The organism is Shewanella frigidimarina (assembly GCF_003797125.1).
In the GTDB taxonomy this organism is placed as follows: Bacteria; Pseudomonadota; Gammaproteobacteria; order Enterobacterales; family Shewanellaceae; genus Shewanella; species Shewanella frigidimarina.
This window is the reverse complement of the sequence record NZ_RKKE01000007.1, coordinates 168,712-183,028: the sequence shown is the minus strand read 5'-3', so window position 1 is coordinate 183,028 and position 14,317 is coordinate 168,712. Positions and strand designations below refer to the sequence as shown.

Sequence of the window (14,317 nt, the reverse complement as noted above, 5' to 3'; positions counted from 1 at the left end):
CTCTGGTTAAATAAATTTAAGATAATGATTGCTTGGGTAACTTACGGCCATATATCAGCAAGTAAATTGCTGGGATAACAAATAGCGACAGTAGCGGCGCTGTGACCATTCCTCCGACCATAGGCGCAGCAATTTTTTGCATCACTTCATTACCCGTACCGCTTCCCCACATGATCGGTAGTAAACCAAAAAAGATGGTGGCGACGGTCATGGCTTTAGGGCGAATGCGCATCACTGCACCTTCAATTAATGCAGCCGTTAAATCCGCTTTGCTGTGGTAGTTGTCGGCTTCTTTATAGGCCTTAATACTATTATTAAGGTACACCTGCATCACCACGCCAAACTCTGCAGCGACCCCTGCTAAGGCAATCATGCCGACAGATACAGCAACTGAAAAATTAAAGTCCAGACCATATAATAGCCATGCACTACCCACCAATGAAAAAGGTAAACTTAACATGATCACCGATGCTTGTATTACTGAGTTGAAAGTCATCATCAATAACATAAAAATCACCGCGATCATTAATGGGATCACCATTTTCATTTTGGCGTCTACGCGTTGCATGTACTCGTATTGCCCAGCAAAGCTATAGTTGTAGCGTGGAGGAAGGGTAATTTGTTGTTTAAGTGCCTTTTCTGCTGCAACGATATATTCACCGATAGAAATGTCTTTCAGATCGACAAACACCCACGAGATAAGGCGACCGTTTTCACTGGCTAGCATAGGCGCACCATCGGTAATTTTCAGCTCGGCGAGATAACTTAACGGTAAGTACTTACCCGTTTTAGTCAGAACGGGTAAATTTCTGAGCTTCTCGATGTTGTCACGTAGCTCTCGTGGGTAACGGATATTGATTGGATAGCGTTCTTGACCTTGTATTGATTCACCTATTGTCATGCCACCAATGGCAATTTTTACCACATCTTGGATGTCTTTTAAGGTCATGCCATAACGTGCGGCATTTTTAAGATCTGGTGTGATATCGATATAACGGCCGCCGCTACTGCGTTGTGAAAATGCCGATTCAGTTCCCGGTAATTGGTTTACTACCGCTTCAATTTCTGCACCAATACGTTGTAGTTCTTCAACATTTGCGCCCGATATTTTTATGCCGACAGGGGTTCTCACGCCGGTAGATAGCATATCGATACGGGTTTTAATCGGTTGCACCCAAGCATTGGTCATCCCTGGTATACGCACGGTTTTTTGCAGTTCAGCAATAATGCTCTCTAAGGTTACGCCTTCACGCCATTCGCCAGGCGGTTTGAGCATGATGGTGGTTTCTAGCATTGTTAGCGGCGCTGGGTCTGTTGCTGTAATGGCTCGGCCCACTTTGCCAAACACGCGTTTAACTTCGGGTACTGTTTTTATCAGTCGGTCAGTTTGCTGCAATATTTCTGCTGCTTTGCCTGCACTTACACTGGGTAGCGTGGTGGGCATGTAAAGTAGGTCACCTTCTTCTAAGGTGGGCATAAACTCTGAACCCATTTGGCTTAATGGGTAGTAAGCACTGAATAGCACAATAATGGCTAATCCGATGGTGATTTTAGGGAAATGCAGTACCCATTTTAACAATGGTTGATATATGGCAATTAATACTCGGCTAATGGGGTTTTTACGCTCATCAGGGATTTTACCGCGGACAAAATAACCCATTAACACCGGAATTAAGGTAATTGCTAAAATGGCAGAAGCCGCCATAGCGAAGGTTTTGGTAAAGGCTAGCGGGTGAAATAAACGTCCTTCTTGCGCTTCAAGGGCAAAGACCGGCGTAAAGCTTAGGGTGATAATCAATAAGCTGAAAAATAATGCAGGGCCAACCTCAATTGAAGCTTCTTTAACTAGTTGCCAATGGTCATCCCCCTCAGGAGCTTTACCGTGTTTTTGGCGATAGTGTTCTAAATGTTTATGGGTATTTTCGACCATCACAATTGACGCATCAACCACAGCTCCAATGGCAATGGCAATACCGCCTAAGCTCATAATATTGGCATTGACACCAATGATATTCATGGCGATAAAGCTGACTAAAATCGAAATAGGTAAGGTGATTATCGCGACTAACGTTGAGCGTGCATGCAGTAAAAATAGTAGGCAAATAAGTCCGACAACCAGCATTTCTTCTAGCACTTTATGCTTAAGGTTATCGACTGAGCGTAAGATTAACTCTGAGCGATCATAAGTGGTGACTAATTCGACCCCATCAGGTAATCCATTACTGATCTCCTTTAGTTTTTGCTTAACATTATTAATGGTTTCAAGAGCATTTTCACCATAGCGCATCACCACAATACCGCCGACAACTTCACCTTTGCCATCGAGTTCGGCAATACCACGACGCGCCGCAGGGCCGGTTCGTAGTTGGGCAACGTCTTTCATTAATACTGGTGTGCCAGTTTCAGATAAAATTCCCAGTGGAATTTCTGCAAAGTCGGCAATGGTTTGGCGATAACCACTTGAAGTGATCATGTATTCTGCTTCGGCCATTTCAATCACCGAGCCGCCTGTCGAGCTATTGGAGTTATCTAAGGCGTTTTTAATGGTCATTAAGTCGATTTTATACAGTGCTAGCTTATGTGGGTCGACGACCACTTGATATGTTTGTTCCATACCGCCAACAGTCGCAACTTCGGATACTCCGGCAACACTTTGTAATTCAAGTTTTAAAAACCAATCTTGTAATGAACGCAGTTGGGCTAAATCATACTGTCCGTTACGATCGACTAAGGCATATTGGAAAATCCAACCCACTCCCGATGCATCTGGGCCAATACTGGGTGTGACACCAGCTGGCAGTTGGTCTTGGGTTTGCGATAAGTATTCAAGCACGCGTGAACGTGCCCAATAGATGTCGGTGCCATCTTCAAATATGACATACACAAACGAGTCACCAAACATTGAAAAACCACGTACTGTTTTGGCTCCTGGCACGGCCAGCATGGCCGATGACAATGGATAGGTAATTTGGTCTTCAACTAATTGCGGTGCTTGGCCTGGGTAAGAGGTTTTTACAATAACTTGTACGTCTGATAAATCAGGTAGCGCGTCCAGTGGGGTCATGCGCATGGCTTGATAACCCACTAACGCGATAACGGCCGTGAGTATCAACACCATAACGCGTTGCTTTATTGAAGCACTGATAATTTTTGCTAACATTGTCGTGCTCCTTAGTGCTGGTGAGCATCGGTAGTGGTTGATTCTTTGGTCGTTGGCGCATTACTTAAACGCTGTAAACTGCCTTGAATACTGGCTTCTGAGTCCAATAAGAACTGCCCTGAAATAACCACTTTGTCATGTTCATTCAGTCCTTCTAAGATTTCAGCTCTACCGTCTGCCATCATACCAATTTTGACTGGCACGGAAGCAAAGCTGGTATCACTGCGTTGCACCACCACACGGTTTTCACGTCCGGTAAGGATCAGTGCTTCAGTTGGTACAGTGAGCACATTATCTTTTGGCAGGCCAAATAAGGTCACATCAACTAAACTGCCAGGTCTGAGTTTATCGTTATGATTGTTAAGCTTGATCCGCACTCGCATCGCTCGGGTGACAGGGTCTAATTCTGGGTAGATATAGTCAATTGTCGAGTCAATATCAAACAGCCCTTGTGCTGCAGCGCTAACACTGACTTTACGGCCTTGTTGTAGCCAGCTTTGTTCATTTTCAAATACATCAGCAATGACCCATACACTGTCTAAATTAACGATTTCAAACAAGGTATCTCCAGGCTGAATATACATGCCATGACGCACGGTTAGCTTACTGATAAAGCCATCTTGTGGGGCATAAAAAGGCACTTTAAAAATGGTTTCACCGGTTTTTTCTAAACGATCAATTATCGAGGTATCGACGCCAAGCAGCTCTAAGCGTTTACGTGCTTTAAGTAATAAACTGCTACCTCGTTTTTTATCTTGCAAAAGGTAGTCTTGAGCTTGGGAATAGTCGTCTTGGGCATTGACGAGCTCGGGTGAATAAAGCTCATATAAAAGTTGGCCTTTTTTTATCTGTTGTCCCACGTTATGTACCGTGAGCGTTTCTATCCATCCGGTTGCGCGTGTATGCACATGGCCAATCGCATTTTCATTATATTGCACCGTGCCTATGGTATTCACTTGGCGCGACAAACTGGTTTTTTCAACTACATGGCTTCGCATACCCAAAGCTTGTTGCATCCCGCCAGAAACACCGACAACAATTTCTTGGCTTGCATCGGTAACGGTGACTTTCTCTAAATTCATCCCGCAAATAGGGCAGGTTCCAGGAGCATCGGACACCACATGTGGATGCATTGGACAAACATATTTTACATTGGTGCTGTCGCTCTGATTTGCTGCCGGCACTAATGTAGGTTTAGGTTGGCTAAACACCTTATCTGCTTGGCTTTGTTTTACAGGAGTCGCACTTTGCATGTTTGCCATTGGATCTTGAGTGTCGTCAATGGTGGACTCTTCTTCCTCTTCTTTGACGACGAGAAACATATTACAGATGGGGCAGGTTCCCTCTTTATCACTGATCACTTCAGGGTGCATCGGGCAAGTATAAGTTTTACTGGCTTGCGACTGATGCTGGGCATGATCGTGCTCTGCGCCATAAGCGACAGGTGATGTGAAAGCCGCGGGGATCATTACCCCAACAAACGCGCCTAATAGCACACTAGAAAGTGGGAATCTCTTCATAACAACCTCGATATTCATCATGGCAATACTGAAGATTGCCATGATGATAAACGCTAAAAACAATAATGTTGAATGTGCTCAACACACAAGAATGATCAGTTAAACTTGTCTGCTAGGCTTGGTTCTTTTGGAATAGCGCCATGCATGTTAGCCATCGGATGTTGAGTGTCGCCAGCGCTGGTCTCTTGTTGATCATCTTTGACAACGAGAAACATATTACAGATGGGACAGCGCCCCTCTTTATCGCTGATCACTTCAGGATGCATCGGGCAGGTATAGGTTTTACTGGCTTGCGACTGATGCTGGGCATGATCGTGCTCTGCACCATAAGCAACAGTTGATGTGAGAGCTGCGGGGATGATGACCCCAACGAATGCACTTAATAGCACATTAAAAAATGGGAACTTTTTCATAATAACCTCGATATTCATCATGATAGCCATGATGATAAACGCTAAAAACAATAATATTGAATGTGCTCAACGCACAAGAATGATCAATTGAATTAAGCGATAGGAGGGCGGAACGCGGGAGGGAAAGCGATTGACACATGGTTAACAACCATCGCAAGCGGTGCAGAGTAAACGGGAATACTGGTCGTGGCCAATGGAATATCAATTAGGTTGGCGGTAAACGAAATAGTTAAACAGTGGTTACAATCCAAGCTGCAAAATCCGGAACCATTACAACAGCTGTTTTGCGGTAACTTTGTGGCAATAGGTTCGTCCACATCATTGACGGCATTTTGCATATCATCGTGGCAGTTCTTCATTGCCTTGTGTGACATGGCTGATGTGGTGTTGGTTGTTTTATCGGTTTGAGCGGACATTGTTTGAGCCATTTCTGCATGGGCCATCGGCACCATCAAACTGTCATTAGTCAACAACCCCTGTCCGACAAGTGCGAACAAAGTGATGGCGATGATCCAATAGTTTGACTGCTTTGCTCTCATTTAGCTTTAACCAAGTCGTTTATTAGGGGTTAGCTTAACAGACCTTTACTTCAGTAAACATCTTTCAAGTAATAACAGATTATATTCATTAATCAGAAGATAATAATAACGTTTTTATGATCATTTTCGTGTGATACACATTCCATTTCATTAATTTAGGGGCGACTTACGTTAAAATCGCCATTATCTACGTTTTAATTTGGGTCGATACCTGTTGCGCTTGAGCATATCAATCACCCAAATTAACCCACTAAAAGTTAACCATAAAGTGATAAATGCAAAAATCATGATAGGGATGTTATTAAAACTGCCTTCACAGGTGTAATCCATAAAGTGCAGCATAAAAAATATATCGGCTAAACGTGTATGCTCATCACTGTGGCCGACAAGTCGACCCGACTGCGCTTCAATATAAACGCTGGTGCCAATGTTATCAGCAAAGTTTATCTGCCAAGTGTCATTGTGCTGTTTAGGAAAGTCGTCTAACGGCGGAGTGAGTAAGAGAGTTGAACTTATTGTAGCCTCTCCAGAATAAGATGCTTTGGCCAACTGTTGTGCCATTGTGGTATCAATTATTACTTGGTTACCGTCATAAGCATCAACCAAGCTGTAGTCATTGTTAAGATTATTGTATAAACCCTTTTCATGGGTTAATAAGTAGTAAGGTTTATCTAATAAAGTAATGATACTAAGCGATACGCTAGGCTTAAAGGCGGCCAAAATAGTACCAGGTTCAAGTAAACGATGAGTCTCTATTGCCACTTCAGCGTGAGTATCGTTAAGGTGAGTAAGCCCTTGAGCCTTATCGTGATCCATAAGATTAAAATACAGCCCGCTAATTAACCATAGGAGTAACTGAATCCCTACAATGACTGATGCCCATTTATGCAGCTTTCTGACCCAAAACATTAGGCAACCCCACTGTGTTTACGCTTGCTCAACATAGGCTTACGTTTGTTTTTAGTACGACGTAATACCCTGAAATACACTAATATTAACCCGCTAACGGTAGCTAAAGTCGAGAACAACGCTATCCAGAATAATAATTGGTTATCGATTTCTTCAGCATCGCCATAATCCATCACATGAAAGCGAAACATCCAGTCGAATAAACGCCAAAATGCATGGCGCTTACCTACTACTAATCCGCTGTCAGCCGAGATGTAAAGTGAAGGGGCGGAAAAATGGTCGAAATTAATTCGCCAAGCCGGTAAGTGACGAGCACTGAGTTCAAAAGGTGGATTGTCGTTCAGTAAACTCACGTTGGTAATGGATTCATTACCCAGGTAATAATATTGCGCTAATGCTATGGCTGCCGTTTGGTTAAGTGGCGATAAACGTTCACCTGTTTGCGCATTTAGCATTACTTGCTGAGTCGTGATTATGGTCGTATTTATGGCCGGAATAGAGAAGCGGTATACGTCTTGTTGCATCAGTTTACCGACGTTTATTTGCTCTGCTTCAGGATAAGTTTGTAACAGTTTTGCTAATGAATACTGCAGTTTATCGGGGTTGATTTTTGTTTGAGGGTTACTGATTAGCGAATCACCATGAATATAGTCAATATGCATAAACACCATATATGTTCCTGTCACTGACCAAATCACAAACTGTAGCCCGAGAAACAGCATCAGCCATTTATGGAGTGTTCTTGCTGCTTTGTGCATTCAAATTAACCTTATTATTTTTATTATTGGTTTGGTTAAAAAGCGTTTTACGCTAGTAAATCAGGCTGTAAATGACCATCGGAATAGCATTATCTGTTAAGTGACTCATAGTTTGCAGCAATTTATGTTAATCGTGAAGCTAAAGAAGTGCTGTCAACAGATCACAATAACCGTACTTGCATTACCAGCATGCAATTAATGGTTAACAATGAGCAGCATGTAATGGAATAGCATCACACTTATCATTAGTTGTCATTGCTAACGGTGAATAAACGAGCGGGCAACAAGTGATTGTTAAGCTAGCATTGGACATGGAATAAAATCTGAATTTATAAATTTTATCTCATGCCCTTTACCAAATATGATGCATTTATCTAAATTTCTGTGGTTAATTTTTTGCCTTAAGTATTATTACCCACTAGCCAAGGACGAAGGCAAAACTCAAACTTATAACTCAAGTTCGGTGACTACTAAGCTAATCTTGTGGTTCAACGTTATCCTCATTAACCACTTCGGTAGTTTGATTCGGTAATCGGTGTTTGTTTTGGTACGGCACGAGTAAAAGTCGAGATCTAGCTCGCATTTTAGACATATTTTAGATAAGCAATTCTCAAAATAGCGACTAAAATCAATTTTATAATTTCGAATAATCCTAAACTAGACTTATAAATATTAGAAATTACTTTTTTGCTATTACGGAGATTGAACAATGAACTGGCGTGCACTATTTAAACCAAGCGCGAAGTACTCGATTATTGCCCTTATTGTGGTTGGTGTAATTGTGGGTGTCGTGGGTTATTTCGCAACACAACAAACTTTACATGCAACAAGTAGCGATGCTTTTTGTATGACATGTCACCGTGACCATTCGTTAAGAGATGAAGTTATGGCGTCAGCTCATGGTGGTGGTAGAGCAGGTGTCACCGTGCAATGTCAAGATTGTCACTTACCACATGGCCCATTTGATTATTTAGTTAAGAAAATTATTGTTTCTAAAGATTTAATCGGCTTGATGACCATTGATGGCTTTATGACGCAAGAATGGTTAGATGAAAACCGTAAAGAACAAGCGGACCTAGCCTTAAAATACTTCCGCAGTAATGATTCTGCTAACTGTCAGCATTGCCACACTCGTATTTATGAAGATCAGCCTGATACGATGAAGAAAATGGCCGTAAGAATGCACAGTATGAATTTTAAAAAAGCACCAGAAGACAGAAAGACCTGTGTCGATTGTCATAAAGGTGTCGCGCATCCTTACCCTAAAAAGTAATGTGCCGATGTTGTTAACTAAAAAACCTCGTTAAATAACGAGGTTTTTTTATGCCAATGCCTCAGATAATCGCCATTTTTAATATTTGTTGATGCCGTTAACAAGCGGGCTAGAATGCCGTGAATGATATTGCTCAAATAGTGCAAATACTCCCCACAGCAAAATCTCTCGATAATGTACTGCAGGCTTATTGTTACGAAGATTTTTTAAGCGTGTGAGTAGTACAAGTATCATGTGCATTGCCGCGGTGATACTGGCGAACACATTTAAAAATAGTGAGACATCTGGGCTGAAAATAAAAAAGCCGTAAGCCACCAAACACCACATCGACAAAGTGGCCGTTTTACCAATCAGTACAATATCGTTTATAGACATCGGCATTAACTTAATCGGCCGATAACAGGTTATCGTTCGGCTGGTATTGGTACAGTCGATAACATACTTGACCTGCCTTTTTTTCTTTTAAGGCAACCCAGGTTGCTGGCACATTGACTGAGGTTAATTCTGATTCGGTTTCGAGATAAATTTGTGCATTGGGGTTTAACCATTGATGTTGCATCAATAACTCAATGGTTTTGTTTACTAAATCTTTACGAAACGGTGGATCGATAAACACAATATCAAACCCACCAGGTGTACCTTTAGCAAGCACTTGCAAGCAGTCGGCATTAATAACCTCTGCATTTTGACATTGCAGGGTGGCAAGATTTTGTTTTAGCTGATTAGCAGCATTTTTTTGCAGTTCAATTATGGTTGCAAAGCTTGCATAACGGGATAAAGCCTCAAGGCATAATGCACCGCTGCCGGCAAAGCAATCGAGCACTTTGGCACCACGGATATCATTAGCAAGCCAATTGAATAAGGTCTCGCGAACGCGATCTGTTGTCGGGCGTAGACCTTCAAGATCATGGATCGGTAGCTTACGAGATCGCCATTGACCTGAAATAATCCGCACCTGACCGCTGCTGGTATTTTTTTTAGCCATCTCATCCTCGTGATTTGCCTGAACAAAGAAAAAAGAAAGTGGTAGACTATGCCACAATCTGAACCGTCGTTATTTTATATCAAACTTGTGATTAAATGTGAGTATTCATCATTTTACTGGTGAGAGATGCAACAAACGGCTTCAACTGAATTTTTAAGCATATAAATACTGGTAGCAAACATGGCAAAGAAAGGTTTTTTTTCCTGGTTTCGTAAAGATAAGCCCGTCCCTGAAGTTGAAGAACAGCAGCAACTCGATGTTGATGCGGAGAATGAAGTTGTAACAGAGACTGCAGAGCAACCTCAACAAGCTGAGCAGCTAGAGCAAACTGAAGCAACAGCGCACCTAGACGTTGAACGTCTTGAGCAAGAACGTCTTGAAACTGAGCTTGCAGAACAAGCCCGTATCGACGCTGAGCGTATTGCTGCAGATAAGTTGGCCGCTGATGTTTTAACCTCAGAAAAGCTCGCCGCAGAAAAGCTAGCTACTGAGCAGGCAGAGCAACAAAAGCAAGCACTAGAGACTGAACGTTTAGAAGCTGAACGTGTTGAACAACTTCGTCTTGAACAGCTTGATCTAGAAAATAAGCGTCTTGAGCAAGAGCGTGTCGACAATGAACGAGCAGAACTCGCCCGTATCGATGCTGAGCGTATTACTGCAGAAAAGCTAGCCACTGAGCAGGCTGAGCAACAAAAGCAAGCACAAGAGACTCAGCGTTTAGAAACTGAACGCTTAGAAGCCGAACGTGTTGAACAACTGCGTCTCGAGCAGCTTAATTTAGAAAAGAAGCGTCTTGAGCAAGAGCGTGTCGACAATGAACGAGTAGAACAAGCCCGTGTCGATGCTGAGCGTACTGCAGCAGAAACGTTAGCAACTGAAGCCTTAGCTGCAGAACTAGCCGCACAGCAATTAGCAGAACAACAATTAGCAGAACAACAGGCAGCCGAGCAACAAGCACCGATAGAGTCTATTGAGTTAGCACAACAAGATGAACCGCAAGCTAAACCACAAAAAGAGGGTATGTTTGCCCGCTTAAAACGTGGCTTAATGCGCACCAGTGAGAATATTGGTTCTGGCTTCATTGGCTTATTCCGCGGTAAAAAAATTAATGAAGAGTTATTTGAAGAACTCGAAGAACAATTGTTAATCGCTGATGTGGGTGTTGAAACCACGAATAAATTAATTAAAAGCCTGACCGAGCATGCATCTCGTAAGCAGCTTAAAGATGCTGAAGCGCTTTATGATTTAATGCGTGAAGAAATGCAAAAAATGCTCGATCCGGTAGCTATTCCTTTAGTTCCCGATAACGCCAATGGCCCATTTGTCATTCTTATGATTGGTGTCAATGGTGTAGGTAAAACCACCACGATTGGTAAACTGGCTAAACAGTACCAAAGCCAAGGTAAATCTGTCATGTTAGCTGCCGGCGATACCTTCCGCGCAGCGGCAGTTGAGCAGTTACAAGTGTGGGGACAACGCAATAACATTCCGGTAGTGGCCCAGCATACTGGCGCAGACAGTGCTTCAGTTATATTCGATGCCTTACAAGCCGCTAAAGCGCGTAAAGTAGACGTATTAATTGCAGATACAGCGGGACGTTTGCAAAACAAAAGTCACTTAATGGAAGAGTTGAAGAAAGTCGTGCGAGTGATGAAAAAACTCGACCCAGATTCGCCTCATGAAGTCATGCTAACGCTAGATGCTAGCACTGGTCAGAATGCTATTAGCCAAGCACAGTTGTTTAAAGAAGCGGTTGGCGTGACGGGGATTACCATCAGTAAATTAGATGGTACCGCCAAAGGCGGGGTGATTTTTGCGATTGCCGATAAGTTTTCTATTCCTATTCGTCATATTGGTGTCGGTGAGCAAATTGATGATTTGCGTACTTTTAACTCCAATGATTTTATTGAAGCATTATTTAGCCAGGATAAAACGGACCAATAATTTATGATCCAATTTGAGCAGGTCAGTAAAATCTATGCTGGAGGCCAAAAGGCCCTTATGGATGTCAATTTTCACCTCCGACAAGGTGAAATGGCTTTTTTAACCGGCCATTCTGGTGCGGGTAAAAGTACCTTGCTCAAACTCATTACGGTTATTGAACGTGCTACGGCAGGTAAGGTATCTATTAATGGGCATAACATTGCCAATGTAGGGCCAAAACATGTGCCCTATTTACGTCGTAATATTGGTGTGATCTTCCAAAATCATCACTTGTTGATGGATAAAACCGTATTTGACAATATTGCCTTGCCGTTAGTGATCGAAGGTTTCACCCATGGCGAAATTCGTAAGCGTGTTGCTGGCGCACTCGACATGGTGGGTTTATATGGCAAAGAACGGCATTTGCCGATAATGCTGTCGGGTGGTGAACAACAACGAGTCGGCATTGCCCGCGCTATTGTTAACAAGCCACCACTGTTGTTGGCCGATGAACCTACGGGTAACTTAGACCCTAAATTATCGATGGATATTTTACGCTTATTCGAAGCCTTTAATGACTCGGGTACTAGCGTGCTAATTGCCACCCATGATTTAGGCCTTATTGCGCGCATGAAATATCGCACTTTTACTCTGCGTGAAGGACGTATGCTCGGTGGAGAAAGTTCTACTGCTGGTGGGGAGACAATACGATGAGTAAAAAAGTGAATATTACTCAGAGTAAATTACCTTTAAGCGGTCGCATTGTGATGTTTTTTATTCGCCATGTGCAACAAGGCATGTCGAGTATGGGCGAACTATGGCGCAGCCCTGTTTCATCAATTATGACTATGGCAGTATTGGGCGTGAGTTTAAGTTTACCGGCGGCATTGCAGGTACTGGTAAAAAATGCTGAAAACATCACCCAATCTTGGAACAGTGCCGCTGAAATTTCGTTATTTATTAACAAAGGCCGCAGTGAACAATCTATTCAAAGTTTGTTGTCGCGTATTAAAGCTTTCCGTGAAGTTGAATCGGTGACCTATATCAGTCGCGATCAAGCATTAGAAGAGTTTCAACGCTTATCTGGTTTTGGTGAGGCGTTGTCATACTTAGATGAAAACCCATTACCCGCAGTGGTAACCGTAACGCCTTCACTTAAATATTCTAGCCCTGCTGGGGCGCGTGAGTTACTGGTAAAATTAGAACGTGAATCAGAAGTTAATTTTGGTCGTTTAGACATTGAATGGTTAGAACGTCTGCAAGCATTGCTTAAACTACTTGAAAAAACCGTGTTGGCGATTGCTGCCTTGCTGGTTCTTGCGGTGGTATTAGTGATAGGCAATACGATTCGACTAGCTATTATGAACCGTCGAACCGAAATTGAAGTAATGAAGCTAGTCGGCGCAACCGAAGCCTTTATTCAACGTCCGTTTTTATACACTGGAATTTGGTATGGGGTCATCGGTGGCATTTTGGCTTGGCTCATTATTAATGTGTTAGTGTGGTATCTCGATGGCGCCTTAGCTGAGTTGCTGGGGTTATACGGCAGTGAATTAACCATTCAGTCATTATCATTTTCAGAATTGATTAAACTGATGTTATTGGCATCATTTTTAGGCTGGTTGGGCTCATATTTATCTGTACGACAACACTTACGTAGCATTGAACCGTCATAATAGCAGGCGTATAATTAAAGTTGAGCCACAATAATGAACGTTTGTTCACTTGCATTGTGATGATCTTGCGGTAAAAATGTTCATCTAGTAGAACCTTATTTGACATATGATGTCATATAGTTGATAGTTTATCGGCTAAATCGAGTGAACTCTGTTGTGTAGTGAACCAAGAGAGCTTGTTCATCGTACTGAAGTTAGCTGAAATATATTTTTGAATGTAGTAGGAGAGCGAATGACTTATCAAACGCAATCAATGGCGCTGGCGGTTCCACACAATGCTAGTAGCCTAGAAGCGTACATCCAGTCTGTGACCAGCATCAATATGTTGGACGCGGATACAGAGTACGACATCGCCAAGCGTTTACAAGAAAATGGCGACCTACAAGCGGCAAAACAATTAATTATGTCGCATCTTCGTTTTGTTGTGCATGTTGCGAAAGGTTATTCAGGATATGGCTTACCACAGGCAGATCTTATTCAAGAAGGTAACATTGGTTTGATGAAAGCGGTTAAACGCTTCGATCCAGATGTTGGTGTTCGCCTTGTGTCTTTTGCGGTGCATTGGATTAAAGCTGAAATTCATGAATACGTGTTGAAAAACTGGCGTATCGTGAAAGTAGCGACCACTAAAGCTCAACGTAAATTATTCTTTAATATTCGTAAGTCTAAAAAGCGTTTAGGTTGGTTTAGTGACGCTGAAGTGACAATGGTTGCAGAGAATTTAGGTGTATCGAAAGCAGACGTGACCGAAATGGAATCACGAATGGCAGCTCAAGATCCGGCCTTCGACTTAACCAATGACAGCGATGACGACCATCATGATTTTGCCCCTGCATTATATTTAGAAGATCATTCTTCAGATGTGGCAGATCAGGTTGAACACGCCAATTGGGAAGCAGACTCTCAAACACGCTTATTATCGGCAATTAAAACCTTAGACGAACGTAGTCAGCATATATTACGTGCGCGTTGGTTAGATGATACTAAAGTGACTTTGCAGGAACTTGCATCGACTTATGAAGTCTCTGCTGAGCGAATCAGACAACTAGAAAAGAATGCCATGAACAAGCTTAAATCTTGTATGGAGTAACTCTCCAGCGCATTCGATTCTGATAGATTAAAACCTGCTACGGCAGGTTTTTTTATGGCTTAAATTTGATG

General features: G+C 42.5%; 13 protein-coding genes. 5 read left to right on the top strand and 8 right to left on the bottom strand.

Translation table 11 applies throughout. The annotated features are described in order from the left end of the window. Positions 1 to 16: 16 nt before the first annotated feature. The 6 genes from EGC86_RS18065 to EGC86_RS18040 form a co-directional block, all read right to left on the bottom strand. Positions 17 to 3,160 (bottom strand): efflux RND transporter permease subunit, encoded by a 3,144-nt coding sequence (locus EGC86_RS18065; protein ID WP_123778470.1) that lies wholly within the window; start codon positions 3,158 to 3,160, stop codon positions 17 to 19. A gap of 11 nt (positions 3,161 to 3,171) precedes the next feature. Then, positions 3,172 to 4,680 carry an efflux RND transporter periplasmic adaptor subunit gene (locus EGC86_RS18060; protein ID WP_123778469.1) on the bottom strand — a complete coding sequence of 503 codons (1,509 nt, stop codon included), beginning with the start codon at positions 4,678 to 4,680 and terminating at the stop codon, positions 3,172 to 3,174. 95 nt (positions 4,681 to 4,775) lie between these two features. Beyond that, the gene (locus tag EGC86_RS18055) at positions 4,776 to 5,093 is read right to left on the bottom strand and encodes a heavy metal-binding domain-containing protein (protein ID WP_123778468.1); all 318 of its coding nucleotides are present in this window, start codon (positions 5,091 to 5,093) and stop codon (positions 4,776 to 4,778) included. Positions 5,094 to 5,185: 92 nt separating this feature from the next. Beyond that, complete coding sequence (locus EGC86_RS18050) at positions 5,186 to 5,632, bottom strand: CopL family metal-binding regulatory protein (RefSeq protein ID WP_123778467.1); 447 nt, start codon at positions 5,630 to 5,632, stop codon at positions 5,186 to 5,188. A 183-nt stretch (positions 5,633 to 5,815) separates the two neighbouring features. After that, positions 5,816 to 6,541, bottom strand: a complete 726-nt coding sequence (locus EGC86_RS18045; protein ID WP_123778466.1) for a PepSY domain-containing protein — start codon at positions 6,539 to 6,541, stop codon at positions 5,816 to 5,818. Then, positions 6,541 to 7,299: a PepSY domain-containing protein gene (locus EGC86_RS18040; RefSeq protein WP_123778465.1), complete on the bottom strand. Its 759-nt coding sequence runs from the start codon at positions 7,297 to 7,299 to the stop codon at positions 6,541 to 6,543. Before EGC86_RS18040 ends, EGC86_RS18045 begins: the two co-directional genes overlap by 1 nt. A 709-nt stretch (positions 7,300 to 8,008) precedes the next feature. Between EGC86_RS18040 and EGC86_RS18035 the strand changes: the two genes are divergently transcribed. After that, a complete protein-coding gene (locus EGC86_RS18035; RefSeq protein ID WP_123778464.1) occupies positions 8,009 to 8,572 on the top strand; it encodes a NapC/NirT family cytochrome c in 564 nt (187 codons plus the stop codon). 78 nt (positions 8,573 to 8,650) lie between these two features. On the opposite strand, the gene EGC86_RS18030 is transcribed toward EGC86_RS18035, so the two are convergent. Both EGC86_RS18030 and rsmD read right to left on the bottom strand, forming a co-directional pair. Next, the gene (locus EGC86_RS18030; RefSeq protein WP_102037341.1) at positions 8,651 to 8,947 is read right to left on the bottom strand and encodes a DUF1145 domain-containing protein; all 297 of its coding nucleotides are present in this window, start codon (positions 8,945 to 8,947) and stop codon (positions 8,651 to 8,653) included. Positions 8,948 to 8,957: 10 nt separating this feature from the next. Beyond that, positions 8,958 to 9,557 carry a 16S rRNA (guanine(966)-N(2))-methyltransferase RsmD gene (gene rsmD, locus EGC86_RS18025; RefSeq protein WP_123778462.1) on the bottom strand — a complete coding sequence of 200 codons (600 nt, stop codon included), beginning with the start codon at positions 9,555 to 9,557 and terminating at the stop codon, positions 8,958 to 8,960. Between the two features lie 180 nt (positions 9,558 to 9,737). Here rsmD and ftsY point away from each other — a divergent pair, with 180 nt between their 5' ends. From ftsY to rpoH, 4 genes are all read left to right on the top strand, one after another. Beyond that, positions 9,738 to 11,501 (top strand): signal recognition particle-docking protein FtsY, encoded by a 1,764-nt coding sequence (ftsY, locus tag EGC86_RS18020; protein WP_123778461.1) that lies wholly within the window; start codon positions 9,738 to 9,740, stop codon positions 11,499 to 11,501. Positions 11,502 to 11,504: 3 nt separating this feature from the next. Further along, on the top strand, positions 11,505 to 12,194 hold the full coding sequence (ftsE, locus tag EGC86_RS18015) for a cell division ATP-binding protein FtsE (protein ID WP_011635766.1): 690 nt from the start codon (positions 11,505 to 11,507) through the stop codon (positions 12,192 to 12,194). Beyond that, positions 12,191 to 13,156 carry a permease-like cell division protein FtsX gene (gene ftsX / locus EGC86_RS18010; protein WP_123778460.1) on the top strand — a complete coding sequence of 322 codons (966 nt, stop codon included), beginning with the start codon at positions 12,191 to 12,193 and terminating at the stop codon, positions 13,154 to 13,156. The genes ftsE and ftsX overlap by 4 nt, the downstream gene beginning before the upstream one ends. Before the next feature lie 232 nt (positions 13,157 to 13,388). Next, on the top strand, positions 13,389 to 14,246 hold the full coding sequence (rpoH, locus tag EGC86_RS18005; protein WP_011635768.1) for an RNA polymerase sigma factor RpoH: 858 nt from the start codon (positions 13,389 to 13,391) through the stop codon (positions 14,244 to 14,246). Positions 14,247 to 14,317 lie beyond the last annotated feature (71 nt).

Bases quoted from the DNA above. Each gene is read 5' to 3' on its own strand.
- EGC86_RS18060 (WP_123778469.1), bottom strand. From the start codon at position 4,680: ATGAAGAGATTCCCACTTTCTAGTGTGCTATTAGGCGCGTTTGTTGGG.
- ftsE (WP_011635766.1), top strand. From the start codon at position 11,505: ATGATCCAATTTGAGCAGGTCAGTAAAATCTATGCTGGAGGCCAAAAG.
- EGC86_RS18045 (WP_123778466.1), bottom strand. From the start codon at position 6,541: ATGTTTTGGGTCAGAAAGCTGCATAAATGGGCATCAGTCATTGTAGGG.
- EGC86_RS18055 (WP_123778468.1), bottom strand. From the start codon at position 5,093: ATGAAAAAGTTCCCATTTTTTAATGTGCTATTAAGTGCATTCGTTGGG.
- rsmD (WP_123778462.1), bottom strand. From the start codon at position 9,557: ATGGCTAAAAAAAATACCAGCAGCGGTCAGGTGCGGATTATTTCAGGT.
- ftsY (WP_123778461.1), top strand. From the start codon at position 9,738: ATGGCAAAGAAAGGTTTTTTTTCCTGGTTTCGTAAAGATAAGCCCGTC.
- EGC86_RS18065 (WP_123778470.1), bottom strand. From the start codon at position 3,160: ATGTTAGCAAAAATTATCAGTGCTTCAATAAAGCAACGCGTTATGGTG.
- EGC86_RS18030 (WP_102037341.1), bottom strand. From the start codon at position 8,947: ATGTCTATAAACGATATTGTACTGATTGGTAAAACGGCCACTTTGTCG.
- EGC86_RS18040 (WP_123778465.1), bottom strand. From the start codon at position 7,299: ATGCACAAAGCAGCAAGAACACTCCATAAATGGCTGATGCTGTTTCTC.
- EGC86_RS18050 (WP_123778467.1), bottom strand. From the start codon at position 5,632: ATGAGAGCAAAGCAGTCAAACTATTGGATCATCGCCATCACTTTGTTC.
- ftsX (WP_123778460.1), top strand. From the start codon at position 12,191: ATGAGTAAAAAAGTGAATATTACTCAGAGTAAATTACCTTTAAGCGGT.
- EGC86_RS18035 (WP_123778464.1), top strand. From the start codon at position 8,009: ATGAACTGGCGTGCACTATTTAAACCAAGCGCGAAGTACTCGATTATT.
- rpoH (WP_011635768.1), top strand. From the start codon at position 13,389: ATGACTTATCAAACGCAATCAATGGCGCTGGCGGTTCCACACAATGCT.